This is a genomic window from Nocardioides immobilis, from assembly GCF_003515065.1.
GTDB lineage: Bacteria > Actinomycetota > Actinomycetes > Propionibacteriales > Nocardioidaceae > Nocardioides > Nocardioides immobilis.
This window is the reverse complement of the sequence record NZ_QXGH01000013.1, coordinates 42469-66559: the sequence shown is the minus strand read 5'-3', so window position 1 is coordinate 66559 and position 24091 is coordinate 42469. Positions and strand designations below refer to the sequence as shown.

Genomic DNA, 24091 nt, shown 5'->3' with positions numbered 1-24091 from the left:
GGGTCGTGCTCCTTCAGTCGATGATGACGGCGAGGCCGTCGCGGATGACGGCGTCGTCGCCGACGGTGGTCTCGAAGTGGTACGTCGACGCCCCGTCGGCCCAGAACGTGGTGGCGATGTCCTGGTCGGGCAGGACCGGCTTGGCGAACCGGACCGCGAACCGGCGCAGCCGCTCGACCTCGCCGTCGGCGAGCTCGGTGAGCGCCGCCCAGGAGGTGAAGGCCATCGTGCAGAGGCCGTGGTTGATGATGCCCGGCAGTCCGGCCATCCGCGCGATCTCGTCGTCGAGGTGGATCGGCATCGGGTCGCCCGACGCCGGCGAGTAGCGGAAGGTCTGGTCGGCGTCGACGTGCTGGGTCACCTTCGCGACCGGCGCCTCGGCGCGCAGCGCCGCGTCGTACTGGTGGCCGGGCGCCTGGTCGCCGACGGTGGCGCCGGCCGTCACGCCGCGGAAGAACGCGGTGAGGTACTGGTCGTTGACCGGCTCTCCGTCCGCGCTCCGGGTCTCGGCATGGATGGTGACCGTCGAGCCGGTGCGGAGACTGGCGAAGCCGATCGGCCTGGCCCGGACCACCAGCTGGTCGCCGGGCACGATCGGCCGGTGGAAGTGGAAGTCCTGCTCCCCGTGGACCAGCTTCATCAGCAGCTCCACGGGGGCGACGGACAGGGCAGCCGGGGCCATCGAGAAGAACACCGGCACGACCGCGAAGACCGGGGGCGCGACGGCACCACTGAGGTGCCGCTCGATCGGGTCGTTGGTCGCTGCGGCGTACTCGGCGATCCGCTCGGCGGTGACGTCGAAGCGCTCCTCGTCGGTCCAGGCGCCGAGCGGCGCGGCGTCGAACTCCACCGGGGTGAGGGTCATGGCGGTGTCTCCTCCGCGGCCGGTCAGCCGACCAGCGCGGCGAACTTCTCGAGGGACTCGTCGATGTCCTTCTGGGCGGCCTTGCCGACCGCCAGGCCGATCGGGCCGACGATCATGGCGCCGGTGAAGGACGCCTCGATCGCGACCTCGGAGCCCTCGCCGTCGGGTTTGATGCTGAAGTCGATCGAGACCTTCACGGCCGCCATGCCCTGGCCGGAGATCTTGACCCGACTCTGCTCGTCGAGCTCCTCGACGGTCCACTCGATCTTGTTGGCCATGCCCATGACGGACACGACCTCGGTCAGCCGGGTGCCCTCCTCGACCGTGGTCGGGAGGTCGCCCTTCCAGCTGACGTGGAGCGTCAGCCACTCCTCCCAGGTGGGCAGGTCGAGCAGCTTCGCCCAGCCCTTCTCGACCGAGGTGTTGATGTGCTTGGACACGGAAACGGTAGCCACGGGTTCTCCTGAGGTGTTGGTGGTGGGACGGAAGGTCAACGGTTGGCGGGGCGGTAGGCCGAGACGACGACCGCGCCGCCGAGGCCGATGTTGTGCTGGAGCGCGACGCCGTCCTTGGTGGCGGCCGAGGCGACCTGCCGGGCGTCGGCCGTGCCGCGCAGCTGCCAGGTGAGCTCGCTGCACTGGGCGAGACCGGTGGCGCCGAGCGGGTGGCCCTTCGAGATCAGGCCGCCGGACGGGTTGACGACCCAGCGGCCGCCGTACGTCGTCTCGTCGTTGTCGACGAGCTTGCCGCCCTCGCCCTCGCCACAGAGGCCGAGCGCCTCGTAGGTGAGGAGCTCGTTGGTCGAGAAGCAGTCGTGCAGCTCGATGACGTCGACGTCGTCGGCGGTGATCCCGGCCTGCACGTAGACCTTCTCGGCGGCCTTGCGGGTCATGTCGGCGCCGACCAGCGAGATCGCGGACTTGTCGTCGAAGGTGCTGTTCATGTCGGTGACCATGGCCTGGCCGACCAGCTCGACGGCCTGGTCGCCGAGGCCGTGGCGGTCCACGAAGTCCTCGCCGGCGAGGATGACCGCGGCCGACCCGTCGGAGGTCGGCGAGCACTGCAGCTTGGTCAGCGGGCCGTAGATCGTCTTCGCGGCCAGGACCTCCTCGAGCGTGTACTCGTCCTGGAACTGCGCGTAGGGGTTGTTGACCGAGTGCCGGTGGTTCTTCACGCCGATCCTCGCGAACTGCTTGGCGGTGGTGCCGTAGCGCTCCATGTGCTCCTTGCCGGCGGCGCCGAACATGTACGGCGCCGGCGGCAGCGCGAACTCCTGGAGCTCGGCGAGGGCCAGCAGGTGGCGCAGCATCGGCTGCTCACGGTCGTCGAACGTGGACCCGAGCGAGCCGGGCTGCATCTTCTCGAAGCCGAGTGCGAGGGCGCAGGCGGCGCTGCCGCTGCGCACGGCCTGGGCCGCCAGGAACAGCGCCGTCGAGCCGGTGGAGCAGTTGTTGTTGACGTTGACGATCGGCAGGCCGGTCATGCCGAGCTCGTAGAGGGCGCGCTGCCCCGAGGTCGACTCGCCGTAGACGTAGCCGACGTACGCCTGCTCGATCTCGCGGTAGTCGATGCCGGCGTCCTCGAGCGCCTTGGTGCCCGCTTCGCGGGCCATGTCGGGGTAGTCCCACTCCCGGGAGCCGGGCTTCTCGAACTTCGTCATGCCGACTCCGACGACGAACACCTTGCCACTCACGACTGCTGCCTCCGACCGTTGCGGGACCTACCTTGGACAAGATGTCCAAGGAACTCTGATGTCCGGAAAACTATGTTGGACAAGGTGTCCAGTCAAGGGGTCCGAGCGGCTATCTTGGTGCGATGGCCTCCGTCCCGACCTCGACCGACGAGCAGCTGCTCGACGGCCGCGCGACGCGTTGGGACGAGCACACGGCGGAGCGGCGCGAGCGGATCCTCGCGGCCGCGGTCGACCTGGTCGACGAGGTCGGCCACGGAGTGTCCGTGCGCGACATCGCCCACGCCGCGGGCGTGCCGAGGTCGGTGGTCTATCGGATCTTCCGCGACCGGGACGACCTCGAGGCGCAGCTCAGGGCCGAGATCTTCACGCGGCTGGTGGCGGTGGCGCTTCCGAAGCTCGACCCGGGCTCGACCGCCCACTCCGCGCTGACCGACGCCGTGACGACGTACGTGGAATGGGTGGCCGCCCACCCGCTCCTCCACCACTTCCTCGGCACCGGCGCGATCACCCGCGCGGCGGAAGGTTCCCGGTCCGCCACCGGCAGCCGGTCGGCCGTCGCCCAGCACGTCAACCAGCTGCTCCGGGAGGCGGCCGCGCGGGCAGGCGTCGACGCGGCCCTCACCGATCCGGTGGCCTACGGCGTCGTCGGCCTGATCGACGGTGCCGTCAACCGGTGGGTCCACAGCAACCCCGCCGACCGCGCGCCGGTCGACGTGCTCGCCGAGCTGCTCACCGAGTCGGTCTGGGCGGTCCTGCAGAGCCAGGCCACCGGCCTCGGGATCCGGCTCACCCGCCGGACCCGCGTCAGCGCCCTGCTCTGACCCGGGCCCGTCCCGCGTTGCGACGGACGGCCGGTACGGCGGCCTCACGCAGGGCAGGGCGGTCCGTCAGCTTCACCCGCGGCCGCCCGGCCACCTCTCCGAGAGCACGCTCGGCCCGGTCGATCGCGAGCCAGCCGCGGTGGTCCAGCTCGTACTCGAACGGCGGTACGACGGACGTCGGCGCCGTCAGCAGCCCGGCGTCCAGGTCGTCGAGCAGCCGGTCGACGGTCTCCTTGGAGCACGACTTGTTGGTGCCGAGGAAGCCGGTGGCGCCGCGCTTGATCCAGCCGCCGACGTACAGACCAGGCTCGACCCGGCCGCCATCGTTGGGGACCAGCGCGCGGTCCTCGTCGAACGGCAGGCCCGACACCGGGCGCGCCCGGTAGCCGATCGCGCGGAGCACCAGGCCGGCCTCGATCTGCTCGGTCTCGCCGGTCGGCACGGCACGGCCGTCGACGACCTCCGTGCGGACCACCTCGATCCCCTCGACCTGATCGTCACCCAGCATCCGCACCGGAGCGGCGTGGAAGCGGAGCACGATCCGACGGCGGCCGGGGGCGGGGGTGCGGGCGGCGAGCTCGGCGAGGATCTGGGTCTTGGCGGACGTCACCGCGACCTCACCCTCGACCGCGACGTCGATGTCGTCGAGGTTCGACAGGCCGATCAGCTCTGGCAGCGTGAACGCCGCGTCGGCGGGACCACGGCGGCCGAGCAGCACGACCTCGCGGATCGAGCTGTCGCGCAGCGCCAGCAGGGCGCGGTCGGAGATGTCGGTCGTGGCGAGCCGGTCAGGGTCGCTGGTGAGGATCCGGGCGACGTCGAGCGCGACGTTGCCGTTGCCGACCACCACCGCGCGCTCGCTCGCGAGCGGGTAGTCGTTGTCGTCGGCGTCGGGATGGCCGTTGTACCAGGCGACGAGCACGGTCGCCGAGACACTGCCGGGCAGGTCTTCGCCGGGCACCCCGAGCCGGCGGTCGGTCGCCGCGCCGACGGCGTAGATGACCGCGTGGTACGACGACCGCAGCTCGTCGACGCTCACATCGGTGCCCGCCTCGACGTTGAGCCGGTAGCGGAAGCCCGGCTCCCTCTCGATCTGCGAGAACAGCTCGATGACCTGCTTCGTCTTCGGGTGGTCGGGGGCGACGCCGTACCGGGCGAGGCCGTGCGGCGTCGGCAGCCGGTCGAAGACGTCGACCTCGACGCCGGGGAGCTTGAGCAGCTCGTCGGCGGCGTACATGCCGGCCGGGCCGGCTCCGACAACGGCCACCCGCAGCCCCTCGGTGCGCGAGGCGCGGTGCTTCGGGACGAGGGCGAGCGGGGTCCGGTCCGCGTGCGGGTGGTCCCGGTAGTAGCCGGCGTTGATCTCGACGAACGGCAGCTGCTGGTCGGTCAGCTTCGTGTGCGGCTGCAACGCGTCGACGGGACAGGCCGTGGCACAGGCGCCGCAGTCGACGCAGGTGACGGGGTCGACGTACAGCATCTCCGCCTCGGCGAAGCCGGGCTCACCGGGCGCCGGGTGGATGGCGTTGACCGGGCAGGCGAGGACGCAGGCGGCGTCACTGCAACAGGACTGGGTGACGACGTACGGCACGGTGGTCCTAGGCGGCCTTCGGCGCCGGCTCGCTGCGGTAGCGGGCCGGGCGGCCGTCGATGCGGAGCCGCTTCCACAGCACCGTCGAGACGCGGTTCATCAGGCCGGCCTCGTGGGCGAGGACGCGGACGTCGGCGAACAGGTCGCGCAGCAGCTTCTCCGACTCCGGGGCGTCCCAGTAGAGGTCCTTGATGACCTCCTTGGGGATGTCGTACTGCTTGATGAACTGGTTCGTGGGCGTGGCGATGACGTCGCACAGGACCCGCATCACGATCGGGTAGGCGACGGACAGCAGCGCCTTGCGGACCGGGTTGAGCGTCGGCGCCTTGCGGGCGAGGAACTCGTGGGCGAAGGAGATGTGCCGCGCCTCCTCGGCCACGTGGATCTGCATGATCCGCACGATGAGCGGTGCAGGTCGCCGCCGGTGCGCAGGATCGCCTTCTGCAGGTGGTCGATCGGCTCCTCGCCGGCGAGGATGCCGGTGAAGAAGATCTCGGGGAGCAGCCGGCCGAAGACCGGCAGCACGGACTGGACCACCCGGAACCAGCCGGCCGCGCCGGGGATGTCGGCGCCCGTGCGGTTGACGAACTCCTGGAACATCTGGATGTGGTGGGTCTCCTCGGTCACCTCGTGCATGAGGTACCGGAACTCCGGGGAGCCGTTGGGCACGTCCATGAGGTACTCCATGACGCCCTTGATCAGCACGTTCTCGAACTGCCAGCCGACCTTGCAGATGTTGGCCATCCGGGCCATGCCGATCTCGATCTGGCGATCGCGTGGCAGCGAGCGGTACCACTCGTGACCACCCAACGGGTCGACGGTCGGCAGGATCCACCGCTCGTCGTCGGGGACGATGGCGTACGCCGGGTCGTCCCACGGGATGTCCTTGAACGCGTTGAAGGACAGCCGGACCGAGCCCTCGCTCAGGGTGGCCAGCTTCTCCTCGTAGCTCTGCACAGCAGACATGAAAAGGACTCCTCTCAGACAGCCGCGGCCGGGGCCGCGGTCTGCTCGTCGACGGTGGCGGGGGTGGCGCTGAACCGGAGGACGGGGTCCTCGATGGCGCCGCGGCGCAGCACCGGTGCGTCGCGGAAGTAGTCGTTGCGGATCTGCCACGGCATCCGCTTGCCCTGGCGCGGCATCACGGCGTCGCCGCGCTGGATGTAGCCCGAGCGCATCGAGTCACCCATCACCGAGACGTCCGAGCGGTCGGCGTCGTCGGCGACGGGGAGCACCTGGTCGTGACCGTGCGCGTCCATGTGCTTGATGAGCCGGCAGAAGTACTCGCTGGCGAGGTCGGCCTTCAGCGTCCAGGAGGCGTTGGTGTAGCCGATGACGAACATCGAGTTCGGGACACCGTCCATCAGGACGCCCTTGTAGAGCATCCGCTCGCGGGTCTCGACCGGCACGCCGTCGACCTCCAGCTCCGCGCCGCCGGCGAGCTGGATCTGCAGGCCGGTGGCGCTGACGACGATGTCGGCCGGCAGCTCCTCGCCGGACCTCAAGCGGATGCCGGTCTCGGTGAAGGTGTCGATGTGGTCGGTCGCGATCGACGCCTCGCCGCGCCGCAGCACGCGGAACAGGTCGCCGTTGGGCACGACGCAGAGCCGCTCGTCCCACGGGTTGTACGACGGCGTGAAGTGCCGCATGTCGACGTGCTTCCCGACCTGGGCCCGGACGGCGGCGAGGAGCACCCGGCGGGCGAGCGCCGGTTGCGCGCGGCACAGCTTGTAGACCGCCTGCTGGAGGACGATGTTGCGCAGCCGACCGCTCCGGTAGATCACCCCGGGAGGCACCCGGAGCCTGGCCAGCGGCGAGGCCACGGGGTCGGTCTCGGGCACCGGCATGATGTAGGTGGGCGAGCGCTGCAGCATCGTGACGTGACCGGCCGCGCCGTCGCCGGTCGCCATCGCCGGCACCAGGGTGATCGCGGTCGCGCCGCTGCCGATGATGACGATGCGCTTGCCGGCGTAGTCGAGGTCCTCGGGCCAGAACTGCGGGTGCACGACCTGCCCGCCCGCTGCTCGAAAGGTCTCCTCGCCGGGGAAGACCGGGCGGTGGCCCTCGTCGTAGTTGTAGTAGCCGGTGGCGCCGATCAGGAACCGGCTGGTGTAGGTCTCGCGCGCACCGCCCGGTTGCTGCGAGTCGACCTCGACCGTCCAGCAGCCAGCCGCGGAGGACCAGCTCGCACGGACGACCCGCCGGCCGAACCGGATGTGGTCGGCGACGCCGTACTCCTCGGCCGTCTCGGCGACGTACTGCTTGATGCTCGGGCCGTCGGCCAGCACCAAGGTGTCGTTCCAGGGCCGGAAGTTGAAGCCGAACGTGAGCATGTCCGAGTCGGAGCGGATGCCCGGGTAGGTGAAGAGGTCCCAGGTGCCGCCGACGGCCGCGCGGCGCTCGAGGATCGCGAACGACTTGCCCGTCTTCTCGCGCACCAGGTGGCACGCGGCGCCGATGCCGGACAGGCCGGCGCCGACGATGAGCACGTCGAAGTCATGGGTGTCGGTCATGTCTGATCTCCGATCAGGCAACGTCGGCGACGCTGGACCGCAGGCCCTGCGAGGAGCCGCGCAGCAGTACGTCGACGACGCCCTCGACGTCGTCGGACATCGGCACGTGGCCGCTGCCCTCGAGCCAGAGGTGCTCGGCGTTGGGAAGCTGCCTGCGAGCGCGCTCGGCCTGGTAGGGCAGCAGCAGCCGGTCCTTGGTGCCCCAGGCGATCGTGACCGGGATGTCGGCCGGGAGCTCACCGTCGAACGGGTAGCCACCGGCGATGATCGTCTTCAGCGCGTGCCGCGCGGCGATCATGCTGTTGAGGTCGCCGACGACGCGGTCGCGGTCGAGGTTCTCGCCGTGGGTCATCAGCGACCCGAGCATCAGCTTGCGCGCCACGCCGGACCGGGCGAGCGACGGCGCCAGCGGCTGGGTCAGCCGCGCAGCGGCGAGGAGTACGGCGAAGTGGGCGCGGATGTAGGCGAAGTCGAGGTTGCCCTTCCAGAACCCGGCCGGGGAGAGCCCGGTCGCGCTGCTGACCAGCCCGTCGACCGCCGCCTCGAGGGCGATCCGGCCGCCGAGCGAGTTGCCGGCGATGTGCGGGCGGTCGAGGTCGAGCTCGCTGAGGAGCGCGATGAGCTCCTGCTGGAGGACGTCCTTGACCGGCCGGCCGTCGCGGACCAGGTCCGGGGACTCACCGTGGCCGGGGAGGTCGAACAGGATCACCTCGCGCTGCTCGGCAAGCTGCTCCGCCACCGGGTACCAGGCCTGCCGCCGGTGACTGATCCCGTGGACCAGGACCAGGGGCTCACCAGTTCCGAACCGCTCGTACGCCAGCATCCACTTACCGCCTCACGGGCAACGCTGCCCAAAGTTAGCTGTACAGGTTGTACACGGTAGATGTTTACAGGGTCGCTTGCTTTGTCATCGAGCGAATGTGACCCAGGCCACGGACGACCTGGGTCACACCCGGGCGGACGCGCACAACAGCGCCAGCTCCAGCTCCCGCCGCCGCTCGGTGACCGGCCGGCCGAGCAGGTCCTCGGCCTGGCGCAGCCGGTAGCGGACCGTGTTGCGGTGGATCGCCAGCCGCGCGGCCGCGCCGTCCATGCCGGCCTCGAGGTAGGCGAGGACGGTCTCACGGAGCCGGGCCGCCGCGTCGTCGTCCGCGCCCAGGGCACCGAGCTCGCGTCGTACGAACGCGGCCACGGCCGCCCGGTCCCGGGACAGGAGGGAGACGACCTCGACGTCGGCGTAGGCGACGAGCGACGCGGGCAGCACGTCCGCGAGGTCGCGCGCGGCCACGGCCTCGCGGTGCGAGTCGCGGAAGCCGTCCAGCCCGGGAGCGGTCACGCCGACGGCGACCCGGACCCCCGCGGGCACCTCGGCCGCGCGCACGTCATCGGCGTCCGGCGGCAGGTCGCTGGCCAGCCACGCCCAGACCTCGGCCGGACCGGACGGTACGACGAGCGGTCGCGCCGCCCCGAACCGAGCGGCGAGCCGGACGGCCTCGGCCTCCAGCCGCGCGACCGGGTCACCCTCGGCCCGCGGCGCCTCCTCCCACAGCACCACCGCGGTCTGCTGCCGCCGGAGCGAGTGGCCGAGGGCGCGCTCCGCCTCGCCGACGTCCACCCGGTCGCCGGCGAGGATCGTCGCCACCAGCTGGGTCCGCCGGGTGAGGGCGCTGCGCAGCCAGCGCTCGCGCTCCTCGCCGTACGCCCCGATCAGCTGCTCGACCGAGTGGGAGAACCACTCGATCGCCTGGCTCCACACCGTGATCAGCGCGCCGGAGACCAGCTCCGGATTCAGGTCGGCGTCCCGGGCCACGGCGGTCACGTAGGCCAGCGCCGCCTGCTGCCCGGAGCGGTAGACCTCGAGGAGCGAGGCCATCTCGACGCCGCGCGCGGCGAACTCGCGCGCCAGGACGAAGGCCTCCTCCGGCGGCCGGAGCTCGCCGGGATTGACCAGGTGGGTCACGAAGGACCGCAGCTGGGCGCGGGTGCTCGCGTCGAGGGCGGCCCGCAGGTCGGGGTCGCGGCCGATCACGGCGACCTGCTCGGCGATCTGCTCGTTGAGCAGCCGCACCACCCGGTCGGTCTCGTCCGACGCCAGGGTCTCGACGGCGAACGACCGGATCCACGCCGCCACGGCTGCTTCGTGCTCGTCCATCTGCCGATTGTGCGCCATGCACAGTCGATGACGTTGCTCTTGGCCGGATCCACCCTTCCACCGCCTCGGCTGCATCGAGCACCATCGGAGATGATCCAGCCCGGTGCACCACAAGGAGCCGCTCGTGAGCGTCGACACCACCCCCGCCGTACTCGAGGTCCGCAACCCCGCCGACGGGAGTCTCGTCGGCACTGTCCCGGTCACTGACGCCACCGCGGTCAACGCGGCGGCCGCCGAGCTGCGGATGGCCCAGGTCGGCTGGGAGAAGCTCGGCCCGGACGGCCGTGCCCAGTGGCTTCGGCGTTGGCGCGACTGGATCCTCGGCCACTCCGAGGAGCTCATCGACCTGCTCATCTCGGAGACCGGCAAGGTCCGCAACGACGCTGCCCTCGAGGTGATGGCGTCGTGCGAGTTCATCAGCTACTACGCCGACCACGCCGCGGAGTACATGGCCGACGAGAAGGTCAAGCCGACCGGCCCCCTGAGCATGCCGAAGAAGCTCACCAAGGTGTTCTCACCGCACCCGGTGGTCGGCCTGATCACCCCGTGGAACTTCCCGATCACGCTCTTCCTGATGGATGCCGCGCCCGCACTCGCGGCCGGCTGCGCCATCTTGTCGAAGTCGTCGGAGGAGACCCCGCTGGCCTGCGGCCGGATGATCGAGGGCTGGCACGAGATGGGCGCACCCGCGGTGATCGCCAACGTCACCGGGCTCGGCGAGACCGGCGCTGCCGTCGTCGACGCGGCCGACTACGTGCAGTTCACCGGCTCCACCGCGACCGGCCGCAAGATCGGCGTCCGCTGCGCGGAGCTGCTCAAGCCCTACAGCCTCGAACTCGGCGGCAAGGACCCCGCGATCGTGCTCGCCGACGCCGACCTCGACCGCACCGTCAACGGCATCGCCTGGGGCGGCCTGTTCAACTCCGGCCAGGTCTGCATCTCCATCGAGCGCGTGTACGTCGAGGAGCCGGTCTACGACGAGTTCGTCGAGCGGCTCACGGCGAAGGTGCAGGGTCTCTCGCAGGGCGTCGCGAAGGGCAACGACGTCGGCGCCATGGTGACCGCCAACCAGGTCGCCATCGCCGAGCGCCACGTGAACGAGGCGGTCGCGGCCGGCGCGCGCGTCCTCACCGGCGGAAAGCGTGGCGCGAAGGGCAACTTCTTCGCCCCGACCGTGCTGGTCGATGTCGACCACTCGATGACCTGCATCACCGAGGAGACGTTCGGCCCGACCATCCCGGTGATGAAGGTGGCCGACGAGGACGAGGCCGTGCGCATGGCCAACGACTCGCCGTACGGCCTCTCGGCCACGGTCTGGACCGGCGACGTCGCGCGCGGCCAGCAGGTCGCCCGCCGGCTCGACGCCGGTGCGGTCAACATCAACGACGCGTTCAGCAACCTGTTTGCCGCCGGACTCCCCCACAACGGCTGGAAGGAGTCGGGCGTCGGCGCCCGGCTGGGCGGCAAGTACGGGATGCACAAGTACTGCAAGGTCCAGGCGGTGACTGCCCCACGGATCCCGACCATGGCCAACGAGCTGGCCTGGTACCCCTACTCGAACCGCCGTACGGCGATCGCCAACGTGGTGCTGCGCGCCGTGTCCGGGCGCGGGCTCAAGCAGCGGCTCGGGCTGGGCCGGAAGATCAGCAGCTGATGAGCGACCTCGCCGGCAAGGTCGTCGCGATCACCGGCGGCGCCCGCGGCATCGGCTATGCGACCGCCCGGGAGCTGCTCGACCAGGGCTGTCGGGTCGCGATCGGCGACATCGACGAGGTCCGGCTCAAGGAGGCAGCGCTCGAGCTCGGCATCGAGACCTACGCCCGCCTCGACGTCACCGATCCCTCGTCGTTCCGTGCGTTCCTCGACCTCGTCGAGTCCGAGGTCGGCGAGCTCGACGTCCTGGTCAACAACGCCGGCATCATGCCGACCGGCCACACCCACGAGGAGCAGGACGCGGTCACCCGGCGCCAGGTCGAGATCAACCTCCTCGGCGTCATCTACGGCACGAAGCAGGCGCTCGAGCGGATGCTGCCGCGCGACCGCGGCCACATCATCAACACCGCGTCCCTGGCGGGCGAGCTCGCCGTACCGGGGCTGGCGACGTACTGCGGCACCAAGCACGCGGTGATCGGGTTCACCGAGGCGGTGCGGCTCGAGTACCGCAAGACCGGGATCCGGGTCTCCACCGTGCGGCCGACGTTCACCAACACCGAGCTGGTGGCGGGCACGGAAGGCGCCAAGGGAATCCGCAACGCCGAGCCGGAGGAGATCGCCCGCGCCACCGCCGAGCTGATCGCCAAGCCGAAGCCGTTCGTGCGCGTGACCAAGGTCGCCGGCGGGATGGTTACGGCGATGAAGTTCGTCCCACGTCGCGTCGCCGAGGGCCTCGCCGCCAAGCTCGGCGCCGACGACGTCTTCCTGGACGACGTGGACACCGCCGCACGCCAGGGCTACCTGGACCGGATCCGGGACAACTGACTTCTGACGTCCGCAACCGTCAGCTCGGCACGCCGTCGCGGTCGACGTAGACCGACTCGCAGTCGACGTACCGGTCGAGCGGGTCGCGGCGCTGGTGCCACCGGAGGCTGATCTCGACCCAGTCGAATCCTCCGTCGCAGAAGATCACGTCCGGCTGGCCGTCGTTGGAGACGTAGATCTCGTCATCGTCCGGACCGGCGTGGACCTCGTCGGGGCCGTTGCCGGGCACGATGATGTCGTAGTACGCCCCGGCCCGGAGGACGTCGGCCCCGGCGTGCCCGTAGAGGGAGTCGCCCCGGGGACCACCCACGATCGAGTCGCGACCGTCCCCACCGAGGAGCAGGTCGCTGCCGCGGCCGCCCATGACCTTGTCATCCCCCGGCCCGCCGCGGAGCTCGTCGTCGCCGCGGTAGCCGTAGATCCTGTCGTCGCCGCCCAGGGCGTCGATCCGGTCCCGCTGGTGCGTCCCTTCGATGAGGTCGTCACCCTGCGTCGGCTCGTCGGCCGCCCACGCCGGCGCTGCCAGTCCCAGCCCGAGCGCGATCACCGCGCCCATTCCTACCTGTCGTGCTCGTCCCATGACGCTGTCTCCTTCACCCTGCGTCCTTGTCCGTACAGGTGAAGACGCGCGGGAGCAGGTGAGGTTGCCTGATGGCGCCGGAGAGACCGACGCCATGAACGAGCCGTTCGGTTCGACTTGCTCACCCGGAGTGACTAATCGCAGTCGATTCCGGCTCCCCGGGCGTCTCGATCGCCCTACCTTCGGTCGAGGAGGGGAACGAGATGGAGAAGGTGCGCCAGCACACGGTGTTGGGGATCGCGGTCGCGACGGCGTTGTACGTCGCAGCTGCGCTGATCGGCCGGGCCACAGCGGTCGACGACCGCTCGATGTCGCTGGTCTGGCCCGCGACGGGCGTGGCGGTGCTGTGGTTCCTGACCCTCACCCGCCGTACGACCGCGGTCGTCAGCGCGGTCCTGGTCACCGCCGCGACGCTCGCCGTCAACGTTGCCACCCGCTCCGGGCCGGCAGACCTGATCGCGGTGCCCATCGCGGCCAACCTCGCCCAGGTCGCACTCGTCGTGTTCCTGGTGCGGCGCTGGTGCCCCGAGCTCGGGCGCCGTGGCGGCCGGCCGCCCCTCGAGACACCCGGCAGTCTCCTGCGGTTCCTCGGCGCCGCCGCACTCGGCTGCCTTCTCGGGACCCTGCTCGGCTTCGCCGGGCTTGAGCTGGCGGGCGCGACGTTCTCCCCCGCCTCGGCGCTGACGTGGTGGGGCCGCAACGTGTGCGGAGTGCTCGCCGTGGGCACGACCGGCCTGCTGCTCGTCCACCGGCTGACCAACCGACCCAGCCCCAAGACGCCGTCCGGCAGCCGGGCGCTCGAGGCCCTCACCGCGATCGCTGCGACGGTGAGCATCGCCGGACTCGACTACGGCACGGGTCTCCCGTTCGCCTTCCTCCTCCCCGCGATCACGGTCTGGGCGGGCCTGCGGTTCCCACCGCTCGTCGTGTCCTTGCATGCGGTCCTCGGCGGGCTCGCGATCATCTGGCTCACCCTGACCGGCCACGGGCTGTTCACGGAGGCGGACTCGGCGACCGGCAACGCGCTGCTGGCCCAGCTGTTCGCCGGCATGACCATCATGATCGGCCTGTTCCTCTCCTCCGGACGACAGCAGAGCATCGGCCTGAGCGCCGAGCTCGCCCAGCGCCAACGCGACCTGGAGGCGTTTGCCCGACGAGCGGCCCATGACCTCCAACAGCCGTTGATGGTCATCGACGGCTGGGCCGGGCTGCTGGACACGCAGCTCGCGGCGACGCCGCAGAACTCGGCGCAGCGGGCCCGAGAGCTCGAGATGTTGCGACGGATCCAGGCATCCACCGGGCAGATGCGCCACCTCGTGGCCGGCCTGCTGGCCGACGCCATCGCTCGCGACGGCAAGGTGGCCGAGGGGCGGGTCGACCTGGCCGTGCTGGCGGTCGAGATCGCTGAGTCCCGAGGTCAGGCGGACGTCATCCGGGTGGAGGCCATCCCGCCGGTCGCCGGTGACGCGCCCCTGTTGCGGGGCCTGCTCGACAACCTCATCGGCAACGCGCTCAAGTACGTCGCCCCGGGGGAGCGGCCGCAGGTCGAGGTGACCGGCCGCTGCCACTGGGACGGCATGGTGTGGGTGTCCGTCGCCGACCGCGGGATCGGCCTGCCGGTCGGAAGCCACGACGCGATCTTCGACGAGTTCACCCGGGCGCACGGCGACGCCTACCCGGGCACCGGGCTCGGCCTCAGCATCTGCCGCCGCATCGTCGAGCGCCACGGCGGCGACATCACCGCTCGGTCCCGCCGCTCCGGCCCCGGCATCGCCGTCGAGTTCCGGCTTCCGCCGTGGCAGTCCCCGTCCTCCGAACCCATCACGACGACGCGAGCGGCGATCCCCGTCCTCGCCAGCACCGAAAGGCACTGACATGAACCACCGCGATGAGGAGTCGCTCACGGCGGCGCTCGAGCAGGCGGAGGCGGCCCTGGCGGATCTCCGGGCCCGCGTGGACAGCGCCCAACAGCTGGCGTCGATGGGCGACTACGACTGGGAGATCGCGAGCGACACCAACTCCTGGTCCGACCAGCTCTACCGGATCTACGGGTACGAGCCACAGTCGTTCAACCCGACGTACGCTCGCTTCCTTTCGATGGTCCACCCCGAGGACCGGGAGCGTATCGAGCAGATCCACCAGCGCGCCTACCAGACCGGCGGCGGCTACCAGATGGTCGAGCGCATCGTCCGGCCGGACGGCGAGGTGCGCTACCTCTCGTCGAACGGCGAGGTCATCACCGACGACCAGGGCACGCCCGTGCGGATGCGCGGAACGTGCCTCGACATCACCGAGCGGATGCTTGCCGAGCGGGCGCGGGAGGAGCTGGTCGCCAACCTCCGGGAGGCCCAGGTGCGCCGCCGGCAGTCCCTCGAGATCAACGACAACCTGGTGCAGGGCCTGACCGTTGCCGTCATGTGCATGGAGACCGGCGACCGCGCCGGCGCCGCCGCGAACCTCGAGATGGTGCTGAGTGCCGCCCGCACCATGATGAACAACCTGCTCGTCAACCCGGACGGCACCCCGCTGGTACCCGGTGACCTGATGCGCAGCACGCCTTCCTCGTTGGACTCGGCGCTCCCCGAGCGACCGGCCGCGCAGACCCGGGAACGGCCGGTGCGGGTCCTCGTCGTCGACGACCACGCCCAGGTGCGCGAGCTGTTGTGCGCGCAGATCGAGGCCGGCGGCCATCAGGTGGTCGGCGAGGCCGCCGACGGAGTCGAAGCAGTGGAACGAACGGCCGCGCTGCAGCCGGACGTCGTCGTGCTCGACCTCGCCCTGCCGCGGCTCGACGGCCTCACCGCGCTGGCGGGGATCCAGCAGGCCGCCCCCCGCGCCAGGGTGATCGTGCTGTCCGGCTTCGACGACGCCATGATGGCCGACCGAGCGGTGGCCGCGGGCGCGCTCCGCTACGTCGAGAAGGGCATGAGCATGAACATCGCGGAGACCGTGCGCCAGGTCGCCCTCGCGCCGGCCTAGGAGACCCCGACGTCCTCGCCGGCCTCGATCCTGCGGACCGCAGCCGCCACCTCGTCCCGCGGTAGGCCGTGGCTGTACAGATATCCCTGCACCTCGTCACATTCACGCGCGCTCAGGTAGCGGCGCTGCTCCGTCGTCTCGACCCCTTCGGCGACGACGGCCAGGCCCAGGGCGTGCGCCATCACGATGATCGCGTCGACGATGGCGGCACCGGCGTCGACGGACTCGATCTGGTGGACGAAGGACTTGTCGATCTTGATCTTGTCGATCGGGAAGCGGGTCAGGTAGGCGAGGCTGGAGTAGCCGCGCCCGAAGTCGTCGACCACGATCCGTACGCCGTGGTCGCGCATCCGGTCGAGCAGGTCCACCGCGTCACCGTGGTCGTCGATGAGGAGGCCCTCGGTGATCTCCAGCTCGAGCTGGCCCGGTTCGAGACCCGACTCGGCGAGCGCAGCCAGGACCTCGTCGAGCCAGGAGGTGCCCCGCAGCTGGCGGGGAGAGACGTTCACGGCCAGGCGCAGCGTTCTGCCGAGCTCGTGCTGCAGCTCGGCGATGTCGGCGCAGGCCTTCCTCAGCACCCAGCCCCCGAGCTCCTGGATCAGGCCACTGTCCTCGGCCACCGGGATGAACCGCTCGGGCGAGACCGAGCCGATGTCAGGGGCCCACCACCGGGCGAGAGCCTCGAACCCGACGAGCATCCCGGTCCGGAGGTCGATCTGCGGCTGGTACACCGTCGACAGCTCACGGGCCACGAGCGCCTGCCGCAGCCGGGCGGACAGCGAGAGCTTGTCGTTGATGTCCTCCAGCATGGTCGGCTCGAACCACTGGGCGTTGTTGCGGCCCGCGGCCTTGGCCCGGTACATCGCCACATCCGCGTGCTTGAGGAGCTGGGACGCGGTGGTCCCGTCGTGCGGGTAGACCGCGCCTCCGGTGCTCGCCGTCACCACCAGCTCGTACCCCTGCACCACCACCGGGCCGAGCGCGGTCTGCAGCTCGTCGAGCCTCTCGGTCACGTCGTCGCGCGCGCCGATCCCGCCGAACACGACCACGAACTCATCGCCGCCGAGGCGAGCGACGAGGTCGCCTCTCCGGATCCACCCCAGCAGCCGTTCCGACACCTCGAGGAGCAGCTCGTCGCCGACGTGGTGACCGAGCGAGTCGTTGACCCGCTTGAAGTGGTCCAGGTCGAGGAGCAGCAGCGCCACCCCGGTGCCATTGCCCGCAGCCTTGGCGATCGTCTCGTCCAGGTGCCTCATCAGCATGGCCCGGTTGGGCAGGCTCGTCAGCGCGTCGTGGTTGGCCATGAACTGCACCCGCGCCCGGCCCTCGATGCGCTTGGTGATGTCGTACGCGACCAACAGGAACCCGGTCTGGCCGGCATCGTCACCACGGAGGTCCACGACGGCCTCGTTGACGGGGATCAGGCGCCCGTCCTTGCGTCGGTACGTCCACTCGACCTCGGCGCCGACCGCATCGGCGAACGACGGCGAGCCGTCCGCGGACCGTTCCCGCGGCTCGGCGTCGATCTTGGTGAGCCACGACCCGATCAGCTCCTCCGACCGGTAGCCGAGCAGCGACAACGCGGCCGGGTTGGCGGTGAGGATCCGGCCACCGGCATCGGTGGCGATGATGCTGAAGGGAATCGTGTCGAGGATCGACCGACGGAGCTGGTGGTCGCGAGCTGCGTCTGCCGCTGCCTGTCCCCGGAGCCGCTCGGTGATGTCGATGACGGCCGCGAGCACGAACTGCTCGTCGCCCATGGTGATCGGGTTGAGGCCGATCTCGATCGGCATCTCGGTGCCGTCCTTGCGGAGGCCGAAGAGCTCGCGACCGAGCCCCATGCCACGCCGGTCCGGGGTGGCGAAGAACTCCGCGCGATAGCCCTCGTGCGACCTTCGGAACTGGTGGGGCAGGAGCTGCTCGACGCGCATCGACAACAGCTCGGCGCGGCTGTACCCGAACGCCCGCTCCGCCTCGGAGTTCACGAGCACGATCCGGCCCCGGTCGTTGACCATGATCATGGCGTTCGGAACCGCCTCGATGACCAGCCTCAGCCGTTCCTCGTGGTCGAACCTCGCGGCGTCCTCCGCCTGCATCCCTGCCTCCTTCGGAGGACCCAGCGTAGGAACAGCGCTGCGGCGATGCAGCGGAACGTCCCGGAAGGGGGCCTATCGGCCCGATCTGCTGGCTCGATCGGACTATTCGGGCCGGAAATCGGCGCGAGCCGCCGCCCGCCACCCCTACGTTCGACCCGGAGGGGATGAGGATGAGGGATTTGCAACGTGCGGTCGGACTGCTGATCCTCGGCACCGCGGCGCTCGGCGCCGCGCTGCTGTGGGGGTCGCTGTCATGGACCACCGACGTGGTCGACACCCGGCCGTCGCGCGCCGTCGTCGGTGCGTGGGACGTGTTCTACGACACCGCCGTGCCGTCCGCCCGGATGATCGCCCTGGCTGCGGTCCTCGCCCTGGTCCTCGCGGCCGGCGTCGCGGTGCTCGAGCGGCGGGTCTCCACCCGGGACCGGCGCAGTGCCGATCACCTGTCCCGGCCGCTCGCGCCGAAGCTCGTGATGGCAGCGACCCGCGGTGTCTACGCCGGTCCGGTCACCCTCACGGTCCTCATCCCCGCCCACAACGAGGAGCGCGGCCTGAGAGCCACCCTGGTCTCCCTGCTCGAGCAGTCCCACCGTCCCGAGCGGGTGATCGTCGTGGCGGACAACTGCACGGACGGTACGGCCGACATCGCCCGGAGCCTCGGGATCGAGGTCTTCGAGACCATCGGCAACTACCGGAAGAAGGCGGGTGCTCTCAACCAGGTCCTCTACGGCCTCCTGCCGCTGCTGGGCGACAACGACCTGGTGATGGTGATGGACGCCGACACGGTGCTCGACGACGGGTTCCTCGAGTCCGCGGTCCGCAGGATGAGCGACGACCGGGCGCTGATGGCGATCGGTGGCCTCTTCCACGGCGAGGAGGGCCATGGCCTGCTCGGCCAGTTCCAGCGCAACGAGTACACGCGGTACGCCCGTGACCTGCGCCGGCGGCGCGGGCGGGTGTTCGTCCTGACCGGAACGGCGACCGTGTTCCGGTCGCGGGCGCTGCGCTGGGTCGCGGAGGAGCGCGACTCGACGCTTCCCGGCGTGCCCGGCGACGTCTACGACACCGAGGTGCTGACCGAGGACAACGAGATCACCCTGGCGCTGAAGACCCTCGGCGCGCTCGTGATCTCACCCTCCGAATGCACGGTGGTGACCGAGCTGATGCCGACCTGGCGGAGCCTGTGGGTGCAGCGGCTCCGCTGGCAACGCGGCGCACTGGAGAACCTCGGCGCCTACGGGTTCCGGCCGCAGACCCTCCGCTACTGGGCGCAGCAGCTCGGCATCGGGTACGGCGTCATCGCGCTGGCGACGTACCTGACCTTTGATGGTGCTCATGGCCGTGTCGTTCGACAGCTGGGTGTGGTTCCCCTTCTGGCTCGGCCTGGGCGGCCTGTTCACGCTCGAGCGGATCGTGAGCGTCTGGGACGGCGGCTGGCGCGCGCGGCTGCTCGCGGCCCTGCTCCTGCCCGAGCTGCTGTACGCGATGTTCCTCGACGTCGTCTACGTCAAGGGCGTCCTCGACATCTGGGCCGGCCGGGGCGCCTCGTGGGGCCACGTGGTCCAGCCACAGCGCAGCATAGGGACGGGGTCGTGACATGACCGCCTTCCTGTCCCCGCTCGGGATCCTGCTCCCGGAGTCGTTCCTGCACTCCCACCTCTACGCCGCGCTGGGGGCGTTCGTCGCGGTCAACACCGTCATGTACGTCGTCCTGGCCATCGCGAAGGCGCTGCCCAAGATCTACCCGGCCGACTGGCTGCCGCGCCGCTACCAGCGCGCCGAGACCCGCAGCATCCACCCCGACGGCCACCTGTAGAGCCGGCCGACCCGGCCACGGAACGAGAAACCCCGCCCAGGTGAACCCTGGACGGGGTTTCGGGAACTGGAGAAAATCCCAGCTTCCCGTGGCGGTGGCGGTGGGATTTGAACCCACGGTGGGTTGCCCCACACATCATTTCGAGTGATGCACCTTCGGCCGCTCGGACACGCCACCGCGGGGAAGGTTACCGGAGGGGGAAGGTGTCGTTGAAATCGAGCACCGGGCCGGATGCAACGTGGTTGCAACGTCTGGCGAGCGACGGTCGTCACCCGAAACGATGCACGTCTGTGGGACGCCGATGTCTACTGGGATCATGACCGAGGATCCGCGCCTGGCCCCGATGCGGGCCGAGGTCGTGGCGTCCTGGGAGCGCTCGGCCGCCGCCGGCGTCGACATCGGGCAGCAGGACGCCCCGATCGCGCTCGACGACTCGGACCTCCGCGGCCGGCGGGAGGCGCACCCGCTGGCGCGGATCTACCCGCTGCTCGACGACGTGCTCGGGCGCGAGGTGCGGGCGTGCGGCGCGGTGATGGCGCTCGCCGACGCCGACGGCAACCTGCTCTGGATCTGCGGGAGCTCGGAGTCCCGGCGCCAGGCGGAGCGGATCGGCTTCGTCGAGGGCAGCAACTGGGACGAGCGCGTCGCCGGCACCAACGCGCCCGGCCTCGCCCTGGCGACCGGGCGCGAGGCCACCGTGACCCGCGACGAGCACTTCCGCTCGAGCGTCCGCTCGTGGAGCTGCGCCGCGACGCCGATCCACGACCCCGGCACCAGCCAGCTGCTCGGCGTGCTCGACGTGACCGGTGGCGACGAGCTCGTCGTACCCCAGACGATGGCGATGGTGCGGGCCGCCGCCCGGCTCGCCGAGGCCGAGCTCGCCCGCCACCTGCCGCGTCCGGACGCCCCGCCGCAGGCCTCGGGGCTGCAGGTCGTGCTCGAGCTGCTCGGCCGCAACGAGGCCCTGGTGCGCATCGCCGACGGCCGCGACCGGCTCGGGCAGTTCCGGCTGTCGCGCCGCCACAGCGAGATCGTCGCGCTGCTCGCCGCGGCGCCGACCGGGCTGAGCGGTGACGAGCTCGCGGTGCTCCTCTACGAGGAGGACGGCGGGTCCTCGACCCTCCGCGCCGAGCTGAACCGGCTCCGCGGCCTGCTCGGCGACGACCTGCTCGCGTCCCGGCCCTACCGACTGACCGCTCCGGTCACAGGTGACTGGCTCGCCGTCGGCGCGCAGCTCGCGGCCGGAGACCTCCGCTCCGCGATGAGGGGGTACGACGGACCGGTGCTGCCGCGCTCGACCGCGCCGGGCGTCGTACGGATCCGGGAAGAGCTCGAGTCCTCCCTGCGCCACGCCCTGCTGCGGTCCGGCGCCCCCGACCTGATGTCGGCGTGGACCCGGTCCGGCTGGGGGCGCGACGACTACGAGATGTGGCAGTCCCAGCGAATGGTGGTGTCCGCCGCCTCACCCATGCGCGCCCTGGTCGACGGTCAGATCGCCCGCCTCGACCGCGAGCTCGGCTAGCTCGACGGCGCATCGGCAGCGCAACGTCCGCGCAACGTGCTGCTTCCTAACGTGTGGTGACCGTCACACCCGCCATCTCTAGGGAGCACCTCATGACCGTCTACGCAGCACCCGGCCAGCCGGACTCGCTCGTCTCCGTCGACAGCCGCTACGGCCACTACATCGGCGGCGAGTGGGTCGACCCGGTCAAGGGCGACTACTTCGCGAACATCTCGCCGGTGAACGGCAAGCCCTTCACCGAGATCGCCCGCGGCACCGCCGAGGACATCGACGCCGCCCTGGACGCCGCCCACGCCGCCTTCCCCACGTGGGGCAAGACGTCGGCCACGGAACGCGCCAACATCCTCAACAAGATCGCCGACCGGATGGAGCAGCACCTCCCGGAGCTCGCGGTCGCGGAGACCTGGGAGAACGGCAAGCCGGTCCGCGAGACCCTCGCCGCGGACCTGCCTCTCGCTGTCGACCACTTCCGCTACTTCGCGGGAGCGCTCCGCGCCCAGGAGGGCTCGATCGGCGAGATCGACGCGAACACCGTCGCCTACCACTTCCACGAGCCGCTCGGCGTCGTCGGCCAGATCATCCCGTGGAACTTCCCGATCCTGATGGCCGTGTGGAAGCTCGCGCCTGCGCTCGCGGCGGGCAACTGCGTCGTGCTCAAGCCTGCGGAGCAGACCCCGTGGTCGATCCTCAAGCTGATCGAGCTGGTCGGCGACCTGCTGCCGGCCGGCGTGCTCAACGTCGTCAACGGGTTCGGCGTCGAGGCCGGCAAGCCGCTCGCCTCGAGCAGCCGGATCGCGAAGGTCGCGTTCACCGGTGAGACGACGACCGGCCGGCTGATCATGCAGTACGCCAGCCAGAACATCATCCCGGTCACCCTCGAGCTCGGCGGCAAGAGCCCGAACATCTTCTTCGAGTCCGTGGCGCAGGAGCGCGACGCGTTCTACGACAAGGCGCTCGAGGGCTTCGCGATGTTCGCCCTCAACCAGGGCGAGGTCTGCACCTGCCCGAGTCGCGCGCTCGTCCAGCGCAGCATCTACTCCGACTTCGTCCACGACGCGGTGCGGCGGACCGAGCAGATCAAGCAGGGCAACCCGCTCGACGACACCACGATGATCGGTGCGCAGGCCTCCAACGACCAGCTGCAGAAGATCCTGTCCTACATCGACATCGGCACCCGCGAGGGAGCGAAGCTGCTCACCGGCGGCGAGCGCAACGTCCTCGAGGGCGACCTCGCCGAGGGCTACTACGTCACCCCGACCATCTTCGAGGGCGACAACTCGATGCGGATCTTCCAGGAGGAGATCTTCGGCCCGGTGGTCTCCCTCACCGGCTTCGACGACGAGGCGGACGCGCTCAAGATCGCCAACGACACGCTCTACGGCCTCGGCGCCGGCGTCTGGTCGCGCGACGGCTCGCAGGCGTTCCGCGCGGGCAAGGAGATCCAGGCCGGCCGGGTCTGGACCAACTGCTACCACGCCTACCCCGCGGCGGCGGCCTTCGGCGGCTACAAGCAGTCCGGCATCGGACGCGAGAACCACAAGATGATGCTCGACCACTACCAGCAGACCAAGAACCTGCTGGTGTCGTACGACGCCAACGCGCTCGGGTTCTTCTGAGCCGATGACCCACTCACCCTCCCGGGTCGCGGTCTCCGACGAGGCGGCGGAACTGCTCCGCCGCCTCGTCGGCGCAGTCGGCCCGGTCATGTTCCACCAGTCCGGCGGCTGCTGCGACGGGTCCTCGCCGATGTGCTACCCGGAAGGCGACTTCCTGCTCGGCGACGCGGACATCCACCTCGGCGACCTCGACATCGGCCTCGAGCGGCCCGTGCCGGTGTGGATGTCGCGGTCGCAGTTCGCGTACTGGTCGCACACCCACCTCACCATCGACGTCGTCGAGGGACGTGGCGCGGGCTTCTCGCTCGAGGCGCCGTACGGCGTGCGGTTCCTCATCCGTTCGCGACTGATGGACGACGCAGTGGTCTGACTCCTACCAGCGGTCGTGGACCGACGCGCGGATCCGCTCCTCATAGATCCGGCGGACGCCGTCGCGGAGCCCCTCGGGGAGCGGTCCGACCCCTGCAGCGGCGGCGTTCGACCGCGCCTGCGCGGGGTTGCGAGCACCGGGGATCACCGTGCTGACGCCGGGCTGCTGGGCGACCCAGGCCAGGGCGGCCTGGGCGGTGGTGACCTCGGCAGGCAGGTGCGCGCGCACCAGACCGGCGAACTCGTCGGCGGCAGCGATCCCGGTCTCGAAGTCGACGCCGGAGAACGTCTCTCCCACGTCGAAGGCGCTGCCGTCGCGGTTGTAGCTGCGATGGTCGTCCGCTGCGAAAGTCGTCGTGCGGTCGTACCTGCCGGACAGGAGACCAGAGGCCAGCGGCACCCGGGCGATGATGCCGACGCCGGCCTCGGCTGCGGAGGGGAGGACCTGCTCGAGCGGCTTCAGGCGGAATGCGTTGAGGATGACCTGGACGGAGGCGACCTGCGGCCGGGCGATCGCGCTCAACGCCTGGCCGACGGTCTCGACGCTGACGCCGTACGCCGCGATCGAGCCCTCCTCGACCAGCGCGTCCAGGGCGTCGTAGGTCGCGTCGTCGTCGATCACCGCGGACGGCGGACAGTGCAGCTGCACCAGGTGGAGCTGGTCCATGCCGAGGTTGCGTCGCGAACGGTCGATCCATGCGCGGAAGTGGTCGGGCCGGTAGTTGGCGGGCACCTGCTCCATCCGTCGGCCCATCTTGGTGGCCACGGTGAGACCCGCGTCCGCATGATCGGCGAGGAACCGGCGCAGGATCTGCTCGCTCCGGCCGTCCCCATAGACGTCGGCGGTGTCGTAGAACGTGACGCCCGCCTCCGCCGAGGCCTCCAGCACTGTCCGCGCCGCCTCCTCGGTGACCTCGCCCCAGTCGGCGCCGAGCTGCCAGGTGCCGAGCCCGATCACCGAGACGTCGCGGCCGGTCCGCCCGAGGGTGCGCTGCTCCAC

The 24091-nt window shown here is 70.6% G+C and carries 22 protein-coding genes and 1 tRNA gene; 10 read left to right on the top strand and 13 right to left on the bottom strand.

Annotated elements, in window-relative coordinates; translation table 11 throughout:
- Positions 1-13: 13 nt before the first annotated feature.
- From D0Z08_RS09140 to D0Z08_RS09130, 3 genes are read right to left on the bottom strand one after another with little or no spacing between them, the layout of a single operon-like run.
- Positions 14-865, bottom strand: coding sequence for a MaoC/PaaZ C-terminal domain-containing protein (locus tag D0Z08_RS09140; protein WP_118924869.1), 852 nt, complete (start codon positions 863-865; stop codon positions 14-16).
- 23 nt (positions 866-888) lie between these two features.
- On the bottom strand, positions 889-1320 hold the full coding sequence (locus D0Z08_RS09135; RefSeq protein ID WP_118924867.1) for a type II toxin-antitoxin system Rv0910 family toxin: 432 nt from the start codon (positions 1318-1320) through the stop codon (positions 889-891).
- A 35-nt stretch (positions 1321-1355) separates the two neighbouring features.
- Positions 1356-2558 carry a lipid-transfer protein gene (locus tag D0Z08_RS09130; RefSeq protein ID WP_118924865.1) on the bottom strand — a complete coding sequence of 401 codons (1203 nt, stop codon included), beginning with the start codon at positions 2556-2558 and terminating at the stop codon, positions 1356-1358.
- Positions 2559-2680: 122 nt separating this feature from the next.
- Between D0Z08_RS09130 and D0Z08_RS09125 the strand changes: the two genes are divergently transcribed.
- The gene (locus D0Z08_RS09125) at positions 2681-3379 is read left to right on the top strand and encodes a TetR/AcrR family transcriptional regulator (RefSeq protein ID WP_118924863.1); all 699 of its coding nucleotides are present in this window, start codon (positions 2681-2683) and stop codon (positions 3377-3379) included.
- Here the strand turns inward: D0Z08_RS09125 and D0Z08_RS09120 are convergent.
- From D0Z08_RS09120 to D0Z08_RS09100, 6 genes are all read right to left on the bottom strand, one after another.
- Entirely contained in the window at positions 3363-4970 is a 1608-nt protein-coding gene (locus tag D0Z08_RS09120) for an FAD-dependent oxidoreductase (protein ID WP_118924861.1), read from the bottom strand. The genes D0Z08_RS09125 and D0Z08_RS09120 overlap by 17 nt on opposite strands.
- Before the next feature lie 7 nt (positions 4971-4977).
- The gene (locus tag D0Z08_RS33360) at positions 4978-5355 is read right to left on the bottom strand and encodes a diiron oxygenase (RefSeq protein ID WP_281271719.1); all 378 of its coding nucleotides are present in this window, start codon (positions 5353-5355) and stop codon (positions 4978-4980) included.
- On the bottom strand, positions 5238-5936 hold the full coding sequence (locus D0Z08_RS09115; RefSeq protein ID WP_281271713.1) for an AurF N-oxygenase family protein: 699 nt from the start codon (positions 5934-5936) through the stop codon (positions 5238-5240). The genes D0Z08_RS33360 and D0Z08_RS09115 overlap by 118 nt, the downstream gene beginning before the upstream one ends.
- A 14-nt stretch (positions 5937-5950) precedes the next feature.
- Positions 5951-7483 (bottom strand): flavin-containing monooxygenase, encoded by a 1533-nt coding sequence (locus D0Z08_RS09110; protein ID WP_118924859.1) that lies wholly within the window; start codon positions 7481-7483, stop codon positions 5951-5953.
- Between the two features lie 13 nt (positions 7484-7496).
- Positions 7497-8306, bottom strand: coding sequence for an alpha/beta fold hydrolase (locus D0Z08_RS09105; protein ID WP_118924857.1), 810 nt, complete (start codon positions 8304-8306; stop codon positions 7497-7499).
- A 123-nt stretch (positions 8307-8429) separates the two neighbouring features.
- Positions 8430-9635 (bottom strand): PucR family transcriptional regulator, encoded by a 1206-nt coding sequence (locus D0Z08_RS09100; protein WP_147381374.1) that lies wholly within the window; start codon positions 9633-9635, stop codon positions 8430-8432.
- Between the two features lie 124 nt (positions 9636-9759).
- Between D0Z08_RS09100 and D0Z08_RS09095 the strand changes: the two genes are divergently transcribed.
- Positions 9760-11289, top strand: a complete 1530-nt coding sequence (locus D0Z08_RS09095; RefSeq protein ID WP_118925094.1) for an aldehyde dehydrogenase family protein — start codon at positions 9760-9762, stop codon at positions 11287-11289.
- On the top strand, positions 11289-12113 hold the full coding sequence (locus D0Z08_RS09090) for an SDR family oxidoreductase (RefSeq protein ID WP_118924853.1): 825 nt from the start codon (positions 11289-11291) through the stop codon (positions 12111-12113). The genes D0Z08_RS09095 and D0Z08_RS09090 overlap by 1 nt, the downstream gene beginning before the upstream one ends.
- Positions 12114-12132: 19 nt before the next feature.
- On the opposite strand, the gene D0Z08_RS09085 is transcribed toward D0Z08_RS09090, so the two are convergent.
- The gene (locus D0Z08_RS09085) at positions 12133-12693 is read right to left on the bottom strand and encodes a calcium-binding protein (RefSeq protein WP_182481240.1); all 561 of its coding nucleotides are present in this window, start codon (positions 12691-12693) and stop codon (positions 12133-12135) included.
- Between the two features lie 203 nt (positions 12694-12896).
- Between D0Z08_RS09085 and D0Z08_RS09080 the strand changes: the two genes are divergently transcribed.
- Positions 12897-14567 carry an ATP-binding protein gene (locus D0Z08_RS09080; RefSeq protein WP_118924849.1) on the top strand — a complete coding sequence of 557 codons (1671 nt, stop codon included), beginning with the start codon at positions 12897-12899 and terminating at the stop codon, positions 14565-14567.
- Between the two features lies 1 nt (position 14568).
- Positions 14569-15672 carry a response regulator gene (locus tag D0Z08_RS09075; protein ID WP_118924847.1) on the top strand — a complete coding sequence of 368 codons (1104 nt, stop codon included), beginning with the start codon at positions 14569-14571 and terminating at the stop codon, positions 15670-15672.
- Here the strand turns inward: D0Z08_RS09075 and D0Z08_RS09070 are convergent.
- A complete protein-coding gene (locus D0Z08_RS09070; RefSeq protein ID WP_118924845.1) occupies positions 15669-17768 on the bottom strand; it encodes a putative bifunctional diguanylate cyclase/phosphodiesterase in 2100 nt (699 codons plus the stop codon). The genes D0Z08_RS09075 and D0Z08_RS09070 overlap by 4 nt on opposite strands.
- 170 nt (positions 17769-17938) lie before the next feature.
- On the opposite strand from D0Z08_RS09070, the gene D0Z08_RS09065 reads away from it, so the two are divergent.
- Both D0Z08_RS09065 and D0Z08_RS09060 read left to right on the top strand, forming a co-directional pair.
- A complete protein-coding gene (locus tag D0Z08_RS09065; RefSeq protein WP_220454121.1) occupies positions 17939-19369 on the top strand; it encodes a glycosyltransferase family 2 protein in 1431 nt (476 codons plus the stop codon).
- Positions 19366-19584, top strand: a complete 219-nt coding sequence (locus D0Z08_RS09060) for a hypothetical protein (protein WP_118924844.1) — start codon at positions 19366-19368, stop codon at positions 19582-19584. The genes D0Z08_RS09065 and D0Z08_RS09060 overlap by 4 nt, the downstream gene beginning before the upstream one ends.
- Before the next feature lie 89 nt (positions 19585-19673).
- On the opposite strand, the gene D0Z08_RS09055 is transcribed toward D0Z08_RS09060, so the two are convergent.
- Positions 19674-19761, bottom strand: a tRNA-Ser gene (locus tag D0Z08_RS09055).
- Between the two features lie 139 nt (positions 19762-19900).
- Between D0Z08_RS09055 and D0Z08_RS09050 the strand changes: the two genes are divergently transcribed.
- The 3 genes from D0Z08_RS09050 to D0Z08_RS09040 all read left to right on the top strand — a co-directional run bounded on the left by D0Z08_RS09050 (position 19901) and on the right by D0Z08_RS09040 (position 23092).
- Positions 19901-21106, top strand: a complete 1206-nt coding sequence (locus D0Z08_RS09050; RefSeq protein ID WP_118924842.1) for a GAF domain-containing protein — start codon at positions 19901-19903, stop codon at positions 21104-21106.
- Between the two features lie 92 nt (positions 21107-21198).
- A complete protein-coding gene (gene exaC / locus D0Z08_RS09045; protein ID WP_118924840.1) occupies positions 21199-22722 on the top strand; it encodes an acetaldehyde dehydrogenase ExaC in 1524 nt (507 codons plus the stop codon).
- A gap of 4 nt (positions 22723-22726) precedes the next feature.
- Positions 22727-23092, top strand: a complete 366-nt coding sequence (locus D0Z08_RS09040; RefSeq protein WP_118924838.1) for a DUF779 domain-containing protein — start codon at positions 22727-22729, stop codon at positions 23090-23092.
- Between the two features lie 3 nt (positions 23093-23095).
- On the opposite strand, the gene D0Z08_RS09035 is transcribed toward D0Z08_RS09040, so the two are convergent.
- Entirely contained in the window at positions 23096-24091 is a 996-nt protein-coding gene (locus tag D0Z08_RS09035; protein ID WP_118924836.1) for an aldo/keto reductase, read from the bottom strand.